Below are 15,190 nucleotides of genomic sequence, written 5' to 3'. Positions count from 1 at the left end.
CCTATGGTACCGATCCCTCGCGCGCCAGGACGAGGCCCAGAGCAACGACGAGGTCGGTGATCCTCATCTCAGGGCAAAATCGCGGGAATTTCGCCACTTCCGCACAGTCACGGGCATCGTGCTTGGTTACGCCTCCGTAATGATTCATTAGAAACTATTGCAATTTTTTAAAAAGTGCGTGCATCTCTTCGACTTTTAAGACAAACTTTTAAGTACCGGGGCACCTGCGTGCCCCCGTCAAACTGCCACACACCGGAAGGAACGCACATGGTCACCCCGACGCGCATCACCATGGACGCGGTGCGCGCACCCATCTATCACGTGACCGACACTCCCTCCACTCTCGACCTGGCTGCCACCCTCCTGGCCGACACCGCCACAGCTACCCCGCACCTGACGACCATCATCGCCGATAGTCAAAGCGCCGGACGCGGTCGCCTCGGGCGCTCCTGGATCACCCCGCCCGGCCAAGCACTCCTGGCCTCAACCATCGTCTCACTCCCCTCCTCCCTTCCCGCCGAAGCCCTCGGATGGACCGTCCACGCCTGCGCCCTCGCCGTGCGCGACGCCCTGACAGCTCGCCTGGAACCCCTCGGCCACACTGTCACCCTGAAATGGCCCAACGACGTCCTAGTAGACGGGACACGGAAAATCTGTGGCATCCTCGCCCAACTCGCCCCAGCCTCGTCCCCGTACATGACCGCCGCGATTCTCGGCTACGGCATCAACATCGCCCAGGAAGCCGGGACTATGCCCACCGCCCAAGCCACCTCCCTACTGGCAGAAGGCGACAAACAGGCCGGAACCGCCCCCACGAGCGTCGCCCACGCACTCCTCGGCTCAATCCTCACAGGCCTAGACGAACGCATCCGCTCCCTCATCACCCACGGTGACGCCGCGAACGCTGGCTTGCTCACTGAAGCCGAGCAAGCCATGCCCCTCATCGGCACACGAATCGTCCTCGCCAGCCCCACAGACGCGCACGGTACGCCCGCGCGCGAAGGGATCGCGCTCGGTCTGGCCCCCACCGGTGCACTCCTGCTGCGCACAGATGACGGTACGACCGAGGAAATCAACGCCGGAGACGTCCTCACGACCGGCACCCCCCTGACTCTCGTTCACGACACCAAGGAGAAGCGTGCGAACAATTAACCGAATCCTCGTCGCTAACCGTGGCGAAATCGCCCTGCGTGTGTGCCGCACCGCCACCGACATGGGCATCTCCACGATCGCCGTTTACGCCGATCAAGACATGGCCGCGCCCCACACACGCGAAGCCGACGAGGCACTCTCGCTGGGCGGAGACGACGCCGCGTCCACATACCTAAACGGTGAAAAAATCCTGGCCATCGCCCTCGAAACAGGTGCTGACGCGATTCACCCCGGGTACGGATTCCTCTCCGAAAACTCCGAGTTTGCGCGCGCCGTCGAGGATGCCGGTATCGCGTGGCTTGGCCCCTCTTCTTCCGTCATCGATGCCCTGGGCGACAAAATCAACGCTCGCCGTATCGCGCACGAATGTGGCGTGTCCCCGGTTCCCGGAGTGTCCGAACCCGTGTCCTCACGAGCAGAGGTTGAAGAATTCATCGCGTCAGCAGGTTACCCCGTGGTGCTCAAGCGCGCCGACGGTGGCGGCGGTCGAGGCATCAGCATCATCCGTTCGGCATCCGACCTTGATCTCTTCTTCGCTCGCCACACAGACGCCGAGGATCTGGCCGCTTACTTCGTCGAACGTTTCGTCGAGGTTGCCCGCCACGTCGAAACCCAGTCCGCGCGTGACTCCCTAGGTAACTTCCACGTCATCTCGACCCGTGATTGCTCGGTCCAGCGCCGCAACCAGAAGCTCGTTGAGGAGGCACCCGCGCCCTTCCTACCTGAGGGCGCCCACGAGACGCTCGTCGCCGCTTCGCGTGCACTCTTCGAGCACGTGGACTACGTCGGCGTCGGCACCGTCGAATTCCTCCTCGAGCCGGATGGCAATATTTGGTTCCTTGAGGTGAATCCTCGCCTGCAGGTCGAGCATCCTGTCTCCGAAGAGGTCACGGGTATCGACCTGGTGCGCGAGCAGATCCGTATCGCTCAGGGCCTGGCACTCACGACTCCCCCCGAGCCCCGCGGTCACTCCTTCGAATTCCGCGTCACTTCCGAAGATCCCTCGAAGGATCTGACGCCCACCGCGGGCCGCCTCGACGAGGTTCACTGGCCCCTGGGACCCGGCATTCGCCTCGAACTCGGCATCGACCAGGGCGACTCCGTCCAGACGGCCTTCGACTCCATGATTGCGAAGATCATCGTGACGGGCGCAGACCGTGAGCAGGCACTGGCACGTTCGCGCCGCGCACTCGCCGAGTTCTCTGTTCAGGGCGTAGCCACCCCCGTCCCCGTCTACCAGGACATCATCAACGACCCGGACTTCTGCGGCGTGGGCGGCTTTAACGTCTCGACACGCTGGTTCGAGACCACGTTCATGCCTCACCACGACTATTCGGACTTGGCGACCCCCGACGAAGCCTCAGCCACGGCGGACCTGCCGCGCCAAACCTACATCATCGAGCTCGACGGGCGCCGAGTCTCCCTGACTCTGCCGGCCGGCATGTTCAACGCGCCTGCAGCCCACGCGCCACGCCCATCCCAACCGCTGCGCTCAACCCCGCGCCGCACCAGCGCGACCGCTACCCACTCTGGACCCCACCAGGGTGCCCCCGGCGACATTGTTGCACCCATGCAAGCCATCGTCGTCGCCCTGCCAGTCGCGGAAGGAGACCGCGTGGAGGAAGGCCAGCTCGTGGCCGTACTCGAGGCCATGAAGATGGAAAAGCCGCTGCTGGCGCCCCGCGCTGGCACCGTCACTTCCCTTGCCATCGCCCAGGGGGACACTGTCACGGCCGGGACGCGCATCGCCCACATCGCCACCGAGGAGGCCAAATGAGCACGACAAATACCGCCACGCGNGACAAGGCTGCGACCCCCGGCTGGACCCCCGAGCCGGGCACCGACTGGTCGCACCTGCGCCCCGGCCTCGTGACCCTGCCCGACGGCAAGACCGTCGTGGACACCGCCTTCTCGCGCCTCACCGGCCGCTCCCCCGTCCTGCTGGCCGGCATGACCCCCACGACCGTCGATCCCGAGATCGTTGCCGCCGCCGCGAACGCCGGCTTCTGGGCCGAGATGGCGGGCGGCGGCCAGGTGACCGAAGAGGTCTACAACGAGAACCTGGCGGGCCTGCGCGCCCAGCTGCGCCCCGGCCACACCGCCGAGTTCAACTCCATGTTCCTGGACCGTTACCTGTGGAACCTGCAGTTCGGCCAGGCCCGCATCGTGTCACGTTCACGCGCGTCCGGGGCCCCCATTGACGGTGTCGTCGTCTCCGCGGGCATCCCCGAGAAGGACGAGGCCCTGGCCCTCATTGAGCAGCTACGCGCCGACGGCTTCCCCTACGTAGCTTTCAAGCCCGGCACGGTCGACCAGATCCGCAAGGTGATTGCGATCGCCCGCGAGGCCGACCCGATCAAGGTCATCGTCCAGGTAGAAGACGGCCACTCCGGCGGCCACCACTCCTGGGAGGACCTGTCCGACCTGCTGCTGGCCACCTACGCTCAGCTGCGCGCCCAGTCCAACATCGTCCTGACCGTGGGCGGCGGCATCGGCACACCCGAACGCGCCGCTGACTTCCTGACCGGACAGTGGTCGGCACGCTACGGTCGCCCGCCGANTCGCGGAAGGAGACCGCGTGGAGGAAGGCCAGCTCGTGGCCGTACTCGAGGCCATGAAGATGGAAAAGCCGCTGCTGGCGCCCCGCGCTGGCACCGTCACTTCCCTTGCCATCGCCCAGGGGGACACTGTCACGGCCGGGACGCGCATCGCCCACATCGCCACCGAGGAGGCCAAATGAGCACGACAAATACCGCCACGCGTGACAGTTTCATCCAGGCGCAAGACGCGATCGCCCAAGCAGCTGAAGAAAAGGCCGCTCAGCGCCAGCACGCCAAGCACAAGCTGACGGCCCGCGAGCGCCTCGCCCTGTTCTTCGACGACGGCGTGTGGCACGAGGTCGGTCAGTTCATCGGCGGGTCGGTGCGCGCCGGACGCATAGGGTCGGCTGTGGCCGCCGGATACGGTCGCGTGCAGGGCCGAATGGTGGCCGCCTACGCGCAAGATTTCTCGGTGATGGGTGGAACCCTGGGCAAAGTCGAGGGCGACAAGATCGTCGACCTGATCGACCTGGGTATTCGCATGCGCATCCCGATTGTCGGCATTCAGGATTCGGGCGGTGCTCGCATCCAGGAGGGCGTCGTCGCCTTGGCTCAGTACGGGCGCATTTTTAAGAAGACGTGCGAGGCTTCGGGGCTGGTTCCTCAGATTTCGATCATCCTGGGTCCGTGCGCGGGTGGCGCCGTCTACCAGCCGGCGCTGACCGACTTCATCGTCATGACGCGCGAAAACTCGCACATGTTCGTCACCGGCCCGGACGTTGTGGCCGCGACGACGGGTGAGAAGGTGACGCTCGACCAGCTCGGTGGTGCCGCTATCCACAACTTCCATTCCGGAGTGGCCCACCACATGGCGGACACGGAGGAAGAAGCGATCGACTACGTGCGTTCGCTCCTGGATTACCTCCCATCCTCGTGCGAGGTCGATCCCCCGAAGTACGAGTACATTACAAACCCGGAGGACGAGGCTGCGGCACGCGCGGTCGCGGACCTGGTTCCGACCTCAGCGCGTCAGCCCTACGACGTCCGAGATGTCGTGCGTTCTCTGGTCGATCACGGCGAGTACGTGGAAATCCAAGACCTGTTTGCCCCCAACGTGACGATTGGTTTCGCGTGCGTAGATGGCCAGTCGGTGGGTGTCGTGGCAAACCAGCCAATGAACGACGCGGGCACCCTCGATGTTGATGCGTCGGAGAAAGCCGCGCGTTTCGTCCGCTTCTGTGATGCCTTCGGCCTGCCGATCGTTACTTTCGTGGACGTGCCCGGCTACCGTCCCGGCACCGAGCAGGAGCAGGCGGGCATCATCCGCCGCGGCGCGAAGGTGATCGTCGCCTACGCGAACTCGACGGTTCCGATGGTGACCGTGATCCTGCGTAAGGCCTACGGCGGCGCCTACATCGTCATGGGGTCGAAGTCGATAGGCGCAGACCTGGCGTTTGCCTGGCCGGACGCGCAGATCGCTGTCATGGGTGCGGAAGGCGCAGCGTCGATCATGTATCGCCGTGAGCTGGCCGCTGCCCGCGAGAACGGCACGTTTGAGGAGACGAAGGCTGAGCTGGTCGCTCGCTACGAGGAAGAGACCGTTAACCCGGAGGTGTCCGTGTCCTCAGGCCAGCTCGACGGCATTATCGCCCCCGCCGACACCCGTCAGACCATCATCGATTCCCTGCATCTGCTGGCCTCGAAGGACCAGCGCGCCCCCCATGTGAAGCGTCACGACAACGGTCCCCTGTGACCGCTGCCGTTTGAGAAGTATTGTTCCCGATCGAAAGTATGAACATGTCGTTTGTGTCCTCTCTGAACGAGACTCCCTACGCGCTGACCTTCGCCGGTCAGGCGACCCCGTGGCGCGCCGCGCTCGACGAGATTGCCCACGATCCCGAGATCGCCGCGATCGTCGCTGGCGTCATCGAAGCGTCGGATAAGGTGCTCTCCCCCGTGCGCCGTTCGCTGGCCACGCAGTCCGTGTCGGTTCTACCCTTCGCGCTGCCCGCTCCTGACGGTGAAGTGGCCGTGACCCGCGAGGTAACTGGCCCCGACGAGGCCGCCCTGTCGGTTCCGGGTATCGTCGCCGCACAGCTGGGCGCGCTCATCGACCTGACGCGCGCTGGCCTGAACATCGTGGCGAACCGGCCCACCGCTTTTGAAGGTCACTCGCAGGGTGTGCTCGGTGTGGAAATCGCGCGCGCCTGGATCGCAGGGGACGAAGCGCGGGCTGCGTCTGTTTTCGCGCTCGCTCGCCTAATCGGTGCGGCTGCTGCACGCGTGACGCGCCGTGCTCGCGCCCCCCACGCGGGAGACGCAACCTACATGGTGTCCGTGCGGGGCGTAAAGGATGCTGTCCTATCGCGCATTGTCTCTTCCCTGCCCTCAACGTCCCATCCGCTGTCGATCGCGCTGCGTAACGATACGGACACACACGTCGTCTCGGGCGCCCCGAACGACCTGGCGTCGCTGGTTGCCGCCATTGAGCGCGCGGCCGCTAAAGACAAGGCGGCGCACGACGCGCACGAGCGCGGCGGTCGCCCGCTGAGTCCTGTGTGCGAGTACCTTCCGGTCTACGTGCCCTTCCACTCCCCCATGCTGGCCGACGCCCTCACCCAGGTTGACGAGTGGGCAGCGCAGTGCGGCATCGACGCTGAACTCGCTCACCGCCTGGCAGCTGCCGTTCTGACTACCCCCGTTGACTGGCCNCTGGGAGGACCTGTCCGACCTGCTGCTGGCCACCTACGCTCAGCTGCGCGCCCAGTCCAACATCGTCCTGACCGTGGGCGGCGGCATCGGCACACCCGAACGCGCCGCTGACTTCCTGACCGGACAGTGGTCGGCACGCTACGGTCGCCCGCCGATGCCCGTCGACGGCGTTCTCGTTGGCACCGCCGCGATGACGACGAAAGAAGCGCACACGACAAAGGCTGTCAAGGAGCTGCTCGTGGCCACACCGGGCGTGCCCGCCGGCGACGAGTTCGACGGCTGGGTCGGCGAGGGCGTGACCCGCGGCGGTATGACGTCGGGCCTGTCCCACCTGCGCGCCGACATGCACGAGGTATCCAACGCGGCTGCCGCTGCAGCCCGCATCATCGCGGAGATCGGCTCCGACGGAGCACAGGTGCGAGCCCGCAAGGACGAGATCATCGAAATCCTCTCCCACACGGCCAAGCCCTACTTCGGTGACCTCGAAGAGATGACCTACGAGGCTTGGGTGCGTCGCTTCGCTGACCTGTCCTTCCCGTGGGTTGATCCGACGTGGCAGATCCGCTACCACGATCTGCTCCAGCGCGTCGAGGCGCGTCTGGCCCCCGTGGACCACGGCGAGGTTGAGACTCTGTTCCCGACCGTCGAGGACGTCGCCGACGCCCACGCCGCCGCCGATCGCCTGATGGCCGCCTACCCGAACGCGGCGACCACGCACGTTACACCGATCGACGCCGCATGGTTCCCGGCCCTGTGCCGTTCNCGCCCAGGTGCGCGTGCCGCGTCGCGCGACCCTCAACCGCCGCATCGGTGGCTTGTTCCCCACGGACTTTGACCCGTCGCGTTGGGGCATCCCGGCCTCTATGCTGGACTCGATCGACCCGATCGCCGTGTGGAATCTGGTCTCCACCGTTGACGCCTTCGTGTCCGCCGGATTCAGCCCCGCCGAACTGCTGCGCATCGTCCACCCGGCGACCGTGGCCTCCACGCAGGGCACCGGTTTCGGTGGCATGAGGTCGATGCACAAGCTCTTCGTTGACCGCTTCCTGGGCGAAGACTACCCGCAGGACATCCTGCAGGAGACCTTGCCCAACGTGGTCGCAGCCCACACCATGCAGTCCTACGTGGGCGGCTACGGCTCGATGATCAACCCGGTTGGCGCCTGTGCGACCGCCGCGGTATCCATCGAGGAGGGCCTCGACAAGATCAAGGCAGGTAAGGCCGACTTCGTCGTGGCTGGCGCCATCGACGACATCCAGGTCGAGTCCATCGTGGGATTCGGAGCAATGAACGCGACCGCGAACTCGAACGAGCTGCTCGCTCGCGGAATCTCCCCGCGCTTCGTCTCGCGCGCCAACGACCGCCGCCGCGGCGGCTTCGTTGAGGCGCAGGGTGGCGGAACGGTGCTGCTGACCCGCGGTTCGATCGCGCTCGAGATGGGCCTGCCGGTCCTGGCGGTCGTCGCTCACGCGCAGACCTTCAGCGACGGCGCACACACCTCGATCCCGGCCCCCGGCCTGGGTGCCCTCGCGGTGGCACGCGGCGGAGCACACTCCGTTATCGCCCGTAACCTCGCTGAACTCGGCGTCGGTATCGACGATGTGTCCTTCGTGTCCAAGCACGATACGTCAACGAACGCCAACGACCCGAATGAGTCGGACCTGCACACCCGCGTCGGCAAGGCGCTGGGCCGCACCCCCGGTAACCCGCTGCTCGTCGTCTCGCAGAAGACCCTCACTGGTCACACGAAGGGCGGTGCCTGCGTGTTCCAGGTCGGCGGTATCATCGACGTGTTCCGCACGGGCATGATCCCCGCGAACGTCGCACTCGACTGCGTTGACGACGCGATGGAACAGTACAGCCCGCTCGTGTGGCTGCGTTCCCCGCTGAATCTGAACTCGCGCGGTCCGGTGCGCGCGGCGTTCGCGACCTCGCTCGGCTTCGGACATGTCTCCGGCTTCCTGGCCCTTGTCAACCCCGCGGCCTTCGAGGCCATCGTGGAGCGCGAGTTCGGTCGCGACGCACTCGATGCCTGGCGTGCTGCTTCCGATCGTCGCCTACGAAGCGGTCAGCGTCACATCGAGATGGGTATGCTGGGCCACGCCCCGTTGTTCACCTCGATTGATGCACGACGACTGCCCGACGATCCGGCTGTCGGCGTCGCGGGTGATGCGCACGAGGTCGAGGCCGCGATCCTGCTGGATCCGAACGCTCGCCTCGGCGAGGACGGCTTCTATCACATGCCGGAAAGCAAGTGAGTGATGCGCGGACTCGGCGTTGACCTGGTGTCCCTCCCTGAGTTTGCCGCTCAGGTGAGGGAGCCAGGCTCGGCCTTCCTGGCGGGCGTACTGACGCCCCGGGAGGCCCGCCGGGTCCGCGCACGCGCCGCCTCCACCTCAGGCGCGCATCCCGGCTCCGCCCGCTACGACGCTGCCGTGGCTCGTCACGCGGGCGGCCTGTGGGCCGCGAAAGAAGCCTTCATCAAGGCGTGGTCGTGCGCGCTCTTTGGTCAGTCTCCCCTCATCGGGACAGACGAGGTCGACTGGCGCGAGATCGAGGTCATCCACGATGAGTGGAACCGACCCGCCATCGCGTTACACGGTCGTGTCAGTGCCGCCTGCGTGGAATCGCTGGGTTCCTCCTCATCGTGGAAGGCACTCGTCTCGATCAGCCACGACGGACCAACCGCGATCGCTCAAGTGATCATCGCCGACACGCCAGGCTAATAAAGATCCTCGGGCGGCGCGGGTTCCTCCGGCTCTTCTCCAGTCTCATCCGAGGCCTTCGGGGTCCCTTTCACCGCCGAATAATCGAAACGCGACACCGACTGCCAACACGGGTCCGAGGAGTCCTCCTCGGACCCGTCGTGCGTATACGGGGCAGGGGCGACTGGTGGGCACCCGTCGCGCACCTGCAAGGCCGTACTGGTCGGCACTCCTTGCACCGCAGCCGGTTCCTGGCCTGCGTCACCAGTTCGCGCATCGACCGGGTTCTCTGCCAGAGCGCAAGTGTGCTGCGGCTGCGCACCAACCAACCCATGCGCCCCTTCACCCGCTATGTCTCCGTCCGGCACGGGGGTACAGCACACCGTCTCCGTCTCGCTAAGCGGCTCGCGCCCAGAATGTTCGGTCCTCGTCGAAAAAGGATCATTCGGGCTGCCAGCAGCCGGCTCCTGCGTCGAATGAGCCCCGTTCTTCGTGTACCGCGACGTGCCCTTCGCCATGTCATGCCCAACAGCGCTGGCACGGAACACAATAGACGAACGGATCTGCCCGTTCGCGTCCACCCACGCGTTCGGGACAGGTCGGGCCACCACGATCACCGGATCGCCCTTGCAGCAGCAGCGAACCACGTTGTCGGCTAGCTTGTCCCACGTCTCAATCGTGTACCAGTAGGCGCCATCCTCCACGTAGGAGGCGTTGCCCGTGCGCGCATCGACCGTGAAACGCCAGCGGGGAATTGCCAGGCGAAACGTCGTCACGCACGTGTCTCCCTTGATATGTTTCATCGTCGGGACCGAACCGATACGCCCCTTGAGGGTCGTTGAAATGTCCTGCATCATTGCTTCCCTTTCCGATACTGCCCGGCGAGTGCCGGATACCTCCAGGAAACCCCGCGATCCTCCGTCTTTCAAGCCAGGAGACGCGTCCTGTGGATAGATGCAGACACCCGCGACCCCCTGTGGAAAACGTGACACGAACCATCCCCTGTGGACACGCAGCGCATGCAGGACTCGCGCGTGGCGGCACCCCTCACCGGGATGCCGCCGAATGCTGATGCGTGGGGGAAGTCAGGCCTCGGGTATCTCGCACGTCGCTGGAATACCCAGAGCAATGACCTCGCGTGCAACCTCGCGGGCATGCTCCGTTGTGACGGGCTCGGAGGGGAACAGAACGCGACGGTAGTACTCCAGCTCCTGAATAGACTCCAGGATGTCGGCCAGAGCACGGTGACCACCATGCTTCTCGGGCGACTCGGCGAAGGCCGCGCGGTACCAGCGCTTAGCAAGCTCCTTGATGGAGGAGACGTCCACGAGGCGATAATGCAGGTGGTTGACGACGGAAGGCATGTTCGCTTCGAGGAACATTTTGTCGGTGCCCACCGAGTTACCAGCCAGGAGGGCCTTGCCTTGCTGGGGCACGAAACGCTTGATGTAGGACAGGACCTGCTCGGTTGCCTCTTCCATCGACACGCCACAGGTGTGCAGGTCATCAAGCAGTCCGGAGGAGGTATGCATGTTGCGCACGAAGTCATTCATGTTCTCCAACGCGTCCGCAGGAGGTGTGATGAGAACGTCCATGCCGGGGTCGACGATTGTCAGGTCGCCGTCGGTGACAACAACCGCCACTTCGATGAGGGCATCACGCGCGACATCAAGGCCTGTCATTTCGCAGTCAATCCAGACCAGGGGGTCTTTCAGAGTTTTCACGCCCTCTATGTTAGTGCGCGACTCGTCATACGGTTGGGCGGGTCGCGGCTGCGGTGGCCACTACTACACTGGAAGGGTATTGGAAGGAGTTTTCATGCCCGCTAGTTCTCACGTGACCACACCCAAGGACATCCGTCAGGCTGCGACCGCCCTGGAAGGGGTGGCCGTGCGTACGAACCTGGAGCGCTCGGAGCGCCTGTCCTCCGAGGCCGGCGTCGATATTCTCCTCAAACGTGAGGATCAGCAAAAGTGCCGTTCTTTCAAGGTTCGCGGAGCGTATGCGCGTATGTCGCTCCTGTCACCCGCTGAGCGTGAACGCGGTGTTGTGTGTGCCTCGGCCGGTAACCACGCGCAGGGCTTGGCTTATGCGTGCGCGCATCTGGGCGTGCGGGGCACCATCTATTTGCCGTCGAATACTCCCCGACAGAAGCGTCGCCGCATTGCGACGATCGGCGGAAAGTGGGTCGAGCAGGTCATCGTAGACGGTACCTTTGATCGAGCCAATGCTCTCGCCCAGGAGGCGGCTCGCGCGACGGGACGCACGTACGTTCATCCCTACGACGACCCATTCACGATCGCGGGCCAGGGAACGATCGGCGTTGAACTCGAAGAGCAGATGCCGACGGATACGGCGGCTGTCCTGATCCCGGTGGGCGGCGGTGGCCTCGTGGCGGGCATCGCGACGTGGCTGCGTGCGAATCGTCCGGAGGTTAGGATCATCGGTGTGGAGCCTGCGGGCGCAGCGTCGATGCATGCGGCCCTCGAGGCGGGCCAGCCGATGTCTCTGGCGAAGGTGGATCCTTTCGTGGACGGTACGGCAGTGGGTCGCGCGGGGGCACTGCCCTTCCACATTGCCTCTCAGTTCGTTGACTGCGTGCTTGTCGTACCCGAGGGTGCGGTCTGCACGGAAATGCTGGAGCTCTACCAGTCCGACGGCGTTATCGCCGAACCCGCTGGTGCCCTCGCTTCGACAGCCGCGCACGTATTCTTGACGGATCCGTCCGATCGCAAGGCACTTTTGGGTCGCAGCGACGGCGCGATCGTGTGCGTTGTGTCAGGAGGTAACAACGATTTGACGCGTTACGCGGAGGTCATGGAGCGTTCGCTGCGCCACGAAGGCCTGCGCCACTATTTCCTCGTGACGTTCCCTCAGCAGCCGGGCATGCTGCGCATGTTCCTGGAGGATGTTTTGGGACCGGCGGACGACATCGTGCACTTCGAGTACACGAAGAAGAACAACCGTGAACTCGGACCCGCTCTCGTAGGCATCGATCTGACCAACCCGGATGACATCAACGGGCTTCGGCATCGGATGGAGGCCTCTCCCCTGCACGTGGAGGAGCTGCCGCTGGATTCTGAGATCACGCGGCTCGTGATTTAAGAGAGGGCTCGGCGTCGCAGAGGGGCGCGGCTTCGGTGGACGAGGCCGTGGCCCCTCTCTTTTATTGCTGTCCGCGGGCGCGTGTCTGGGATGGGAGCCGCCCGGGATTGTCGCATGGGCCGTGCGCGCGGTGGCCGGGTCGGGTGCTGCGGCGGGGGCGGTGCGGGGCGGGGNGGCGCAGGACGAGCGTTACACCGCCGATCAGGTCCGTATCATCCCCGGCCCGGTCTCCGTAGCCGGTATCGATCGTGTCGACGAACCCGTCGCCTCCCTGCTGGGCCGCTTCGAGGCCGCAGCTGCTTCTCGTCTGGCCGACTCCGGCGTGGTGGCAACCCCCGTCGCTTCGCGCCTGGGCAACGGCAAACCGGCCGCGACCCGCGAGGAGTGGCTGCGTAAGGTTCCGTTCATTTCGTGGACCGGCCACCTCATGACCAACCCTGCAGCCATCCTCGACGAGGAGCGCGTGTCTTTGAAGGCGACCGACACCGGCGTGGACATGGTCATCCACCTGGACACCGCCTGGGACTCCGATCCGCGCGGCGCCGAGAAGCACGCGGTGCGCGAGCTGATCTTCCCGCTCGTCCTGTCCGGTGAGGATGGCGCGGTTCCCGTCATCGACGAGGCCAAGCTGCCTCAGCACATGTACGCGATGCTCGCGGCCACCGCGGGCGTGACCTCCGTGTCAGTCGCGGGCGACACCGTCGATGCGCTCCCCTTCATGATTTCCTCCACCAAGTCTGCCTTCGGCGAGGCCCACTACTCCTTCACGCTGGCTCCGACCCTGGGCTTTGACCACGCAGAGGCGACCGGCGCCGCATTGCCCGCTACCTACGAGCTAGCCGCCTGGGCGCCCGACGCCCTGCTCGGCCCCGCATGGCCCGCGATTTACGCGGCTCTTGGTTCGGCCATCCACAATGACTACCCAGTCATCGAGGGTCTTCTGAACGCCGTCCACCTCGATCACTCGATCACACTGGAGTGCACGCCCGAGCAGATGCTTGATCGCGGTATCACCACGATTGATGTGACCAGCTACGTGGCCGCTGTCGACGAATCCTCCTCCGGTCGCATCGTCACAGTCGCGCTCGAGTTAACCGCCAACGGCGAGCACGTGGGTTCCACGCAGGAGCGTTTCGCGATCCGTGGTCGCGCCACCGGCAACCGCGCCCCCTCCGAGGCCGCTCCCTTCGGTGGCGCGACTGTCGAGGTCGTTGACACGCCCCGCTCGGTCCTGCGCCGCGTGAACGTGAAGGCCCCGGACGACATGACGCCCTTTGCGATCGTCTCTGGCGACTACAACCCGATCCATACCTCCTACGCGGCCGCTAAGGTCGCTGGCATGGACGCGCCTCTCGTGCACGGCATGTGGCTGTCGGCCACTGCTCAGCACGCCGCCGAGGCCGTTGTTGGTGACCAGGGCGGTGCCCAGATCGCCGGCTGGACCTACTACATGTACGGCACCGTGGACCTGAATGACGAGGTTGAGATCACTGTCGAGCGCGTTGGTCGCGTCGTCGGCGGCGGTCTGTCCCTCGAGGTCACCTGCCGTATCGACAAGCAGGTTGTGTCTCGCGCGTCGGCCTACACCTTCGCCCCGAAGGTTGCCTACGTCTACCCCGGACAGGGCATCCAGAGTGCCGGCATGGGGTTGGACGAGCGCGCTAAGTCCAAGGCTGTGGACGAGGTCTGGCGCCGCGCGGATGCGCACACGCGCTCGGCGATGGGCTTCTCCATCCTGGCGATTGTGCGCGATAACCCGACCGAGATCGTGGCGCGTGGCGTGACCTACCGCCACCCCGAGGGCGTCCTGAACCTCACCCAGTTCACGCAGGTCGCGCTCGCGACGCTGGCGATCGGCCAGACGGCTCGCCTGCGCGAAGAGGGCGTCCTGGTCCCCGGCGCTGCCTTCGCCGGTCACTCGCTGGGCGAGTACGACGCGCTGGCCGCCTACGCCGAGGTCTTCCCGCTCGAGACGGTCCTCGACCTGGTCTTCCAGCGCGGTTCCACGATGCACTCGCTCGTGCCCCGCGACGAGAACGGCCGTTCGAACTACCGTATGGGCGCCCTGCGTCCCAACCAGTTCGGCGTGGACGACGCTCACGTCGTGGAGTACGTCGCCTCGATCGCCGAGGCCTCGGGTGAGTTCCTCCAGATCGTGAACTTCAACCTGGCCGACCAGCAGTACGCGGTCGCGGGTACGGTCGCGGGCCTGAAGGCTCTCGAGGGGGACGCATCCAAGCGCGCCGCCGAGCGCGGCGGCAAGCGCCCCTTCATGTATGTTCCCGGCATCGACGTGCCCTTCCACTCCACCGTTCTGCGAGGCGGCGTGGCGGACTTCCGCACGAAGCTNGGCGTGTCCTCGCGTCGCAATCAGCTCCTCATGGACATGTCCTCCGAGCTGGGGCTGAACTCTATCGACGGCGCCGGTGAGGCCGACGTGGCCACCCTATCCGCCACGGTCGACAAGGCCGCCAAGGGATACAAGCCTTTCGGTCCGGTCCTGGCCGAAGCCGTCAAGGAGCGCACGCGCAAGCTATTCGGTGCCGCTGGTGTTAAGGCCACCCGCATCGCCGAGCGCGTCACCGGCACGTGGCAGCTCGGTGCCGGCTGGGCCCAGCACGTCACCGCCGAGATCGTCCTGGGAACCCGCGAGGGTGCCTCGACACGCGATGGTGACCTGGCAACCCTGCCGGTGGATGCGCCGACGAACAGCGCGGGTGTCGATGCACTCATCGACGCGGCCGTGGCCGCCGTCGCTGCCCGCGAAGGTATTGCCGTGTCCCTGCCCAGCACCGGTGGCACAAGTGGTGGCGGTGTCGTGGATTCCGCGGCACTGGACGCCTACGCCGCATCCGTGACAGGCGAGAACGGTGTCCTGGCCAAGACGGCTCGCACGATCCTGTCCGAGCTGGGCCTGAATGCGCCCGCCCCCACGGGCGAAGAATCCAACGACGACGCGCGCGTCATCGACGCCGT

General features: G+C 65.5%; 7 protein-coding genes and 3 pseudogenes. 8 read left to right on the top strand and 2 right to left on the bottom strand.

The annotated features are described in order from the left end of the window. Positions 1-267 precede the first annotated feature (267 nt). The 6 genes and pseudogenes from BQ7477_RS05845 (at position 268) to BQ7477_RS05810 (ending at position 9,130) form a co-directional block, all read left to right on the top strand. On the top strand, positions 268-1,152 hold the full coding sequence (locus BQ7477_RS05845) for a biotin--[acetyl-CoA-carboxylase] ligase (RefSeq protein WP_073983160.1): 885 nt from the start codon (positions 268-270) through the stop codon (positions 1,150-1,152). Beyond that, complete coding sequence (locus tag BQ7477_RS05840) at positions 1,139-2,929, top strand: acetyl/propionyl/methylcrotonyl-CoA carboxylase subunit alpha (RefSeq protein WP_073983159.1); 1,791 nt, start codon at positions 1,139-1,141, stop codon at positions 2,927-2,929. The genes BQ7477_RS05845 and BQ7477_RS05840 overlap by 14 nt, the downstream gene beginning before the upstream one ends. A 17-nt stretch (positions 2,930-2,946) precedes the next feature. After that, positions 2,947-3,711, top strand: a pseudogene (locus BQ7477_RS11485) (fatty acid synthase subunit beta domain-containing protein); the annotation flags it as partial. A gap of 177 nt (positions 3,712-3,888) precedes the next feature. After that, a complete protein-coding gene (locus BQ7477_RS05830; protein ID WP_073983158.1) occupies positions 3,889-5,445 on the top strand; it encodes an acyl-CoA carboxylase subunit beta in 1,557 nt (518 codons plus the stop codon). Between the two features lie 44 nt (positions 5,446-5,489). Beyond that, positions 5,490-8,659: pseudogene (locus BQ7477_RS11070) on the top strand (fatty acid synthase subunit beta domain-containing protein); the annotation flags it as partial. A 6-nt stretch (positions 8,660-8,665) separates the two neighbouring features. Continuing rightward, complete coding sequence (locus BQ7477_RS05810; protein ID WP_073983151.1) at positions 8,666-9,130, top strand: holo-ACP synthase; 465 nt, start codon at positions 8,666-8,668, stop codon at positions 9,128-9,130. Here the strand turns inward: BQ7477_RS05810 and BQ7477_RS05805 are convergent. Both BQ7477_RS05805 and orn read right to left on the bottom strand, forming a co-directional pair. Beyond that, positions 9,127-9,966, bottom strand: coding sequence for a single-stranded DNA-binding protein (locus tag BQ7477_RS05805; protein WP_234968708.1), 840 nt, complete (start codon positions 9,964-9,966; stop codon positions 9,127-9,129). The two genes, BQ7477_RS05810 and BQ7477_RS05805, sit on opposite strands and share 4 nt — an antisense overlap. 228 nt (positions 9,967-10,194) lie before the next feature. Next, positions 10,195-10,842, bottom strand: coding sequence for an oligoribonuclease (gene orn, locus BQ7477_RS05800; RefSeq protein WP_129582516.1), 648 nt, complete (start codon positions 10,840-10,842; stop codon positions 10,195-10,197). 85 nt (positions 10,843-10,927) lie between these two features. Here orn and ilvA point away from each other — a divergent pair, with 85 nt between their 5' ends. Continuing rightward, positions 10,928-12,214, top strand: coding sequence for a threonine ammonia-lyase IlvA (gene ilvA, locus BQ7477_RS05795; RefSeq protein WP_073983153.1), 1,287 nt, complete (start codon positions 10,928-10,930; stop codon positions 12,212-12,214). Between the two features lie 175 nt (positions 12,215-12,389). After that, positions 12,390-15,059: pseudogene (locus BQ7477_RS05790) on the top strand (acyltransferase domain-containing protein); the annotation flags it as partial. Positions 15,060-15,190: the final 131 nt, after the last annotated feature.

The organism is Actinomyces bouchesdurhonensis (assembly GCF_900128465.1).
Taxonomy (GTDB): Bacteria; Actinomycetota; Actinomycetes; order Actinomycetales; family Actinomycetaceae; genus Pauljensenia; species Pauljensenia bouchesdurhonensis.
This window is presented reverse-complemented; position numbering and strand designations above follow the sequence as displayed.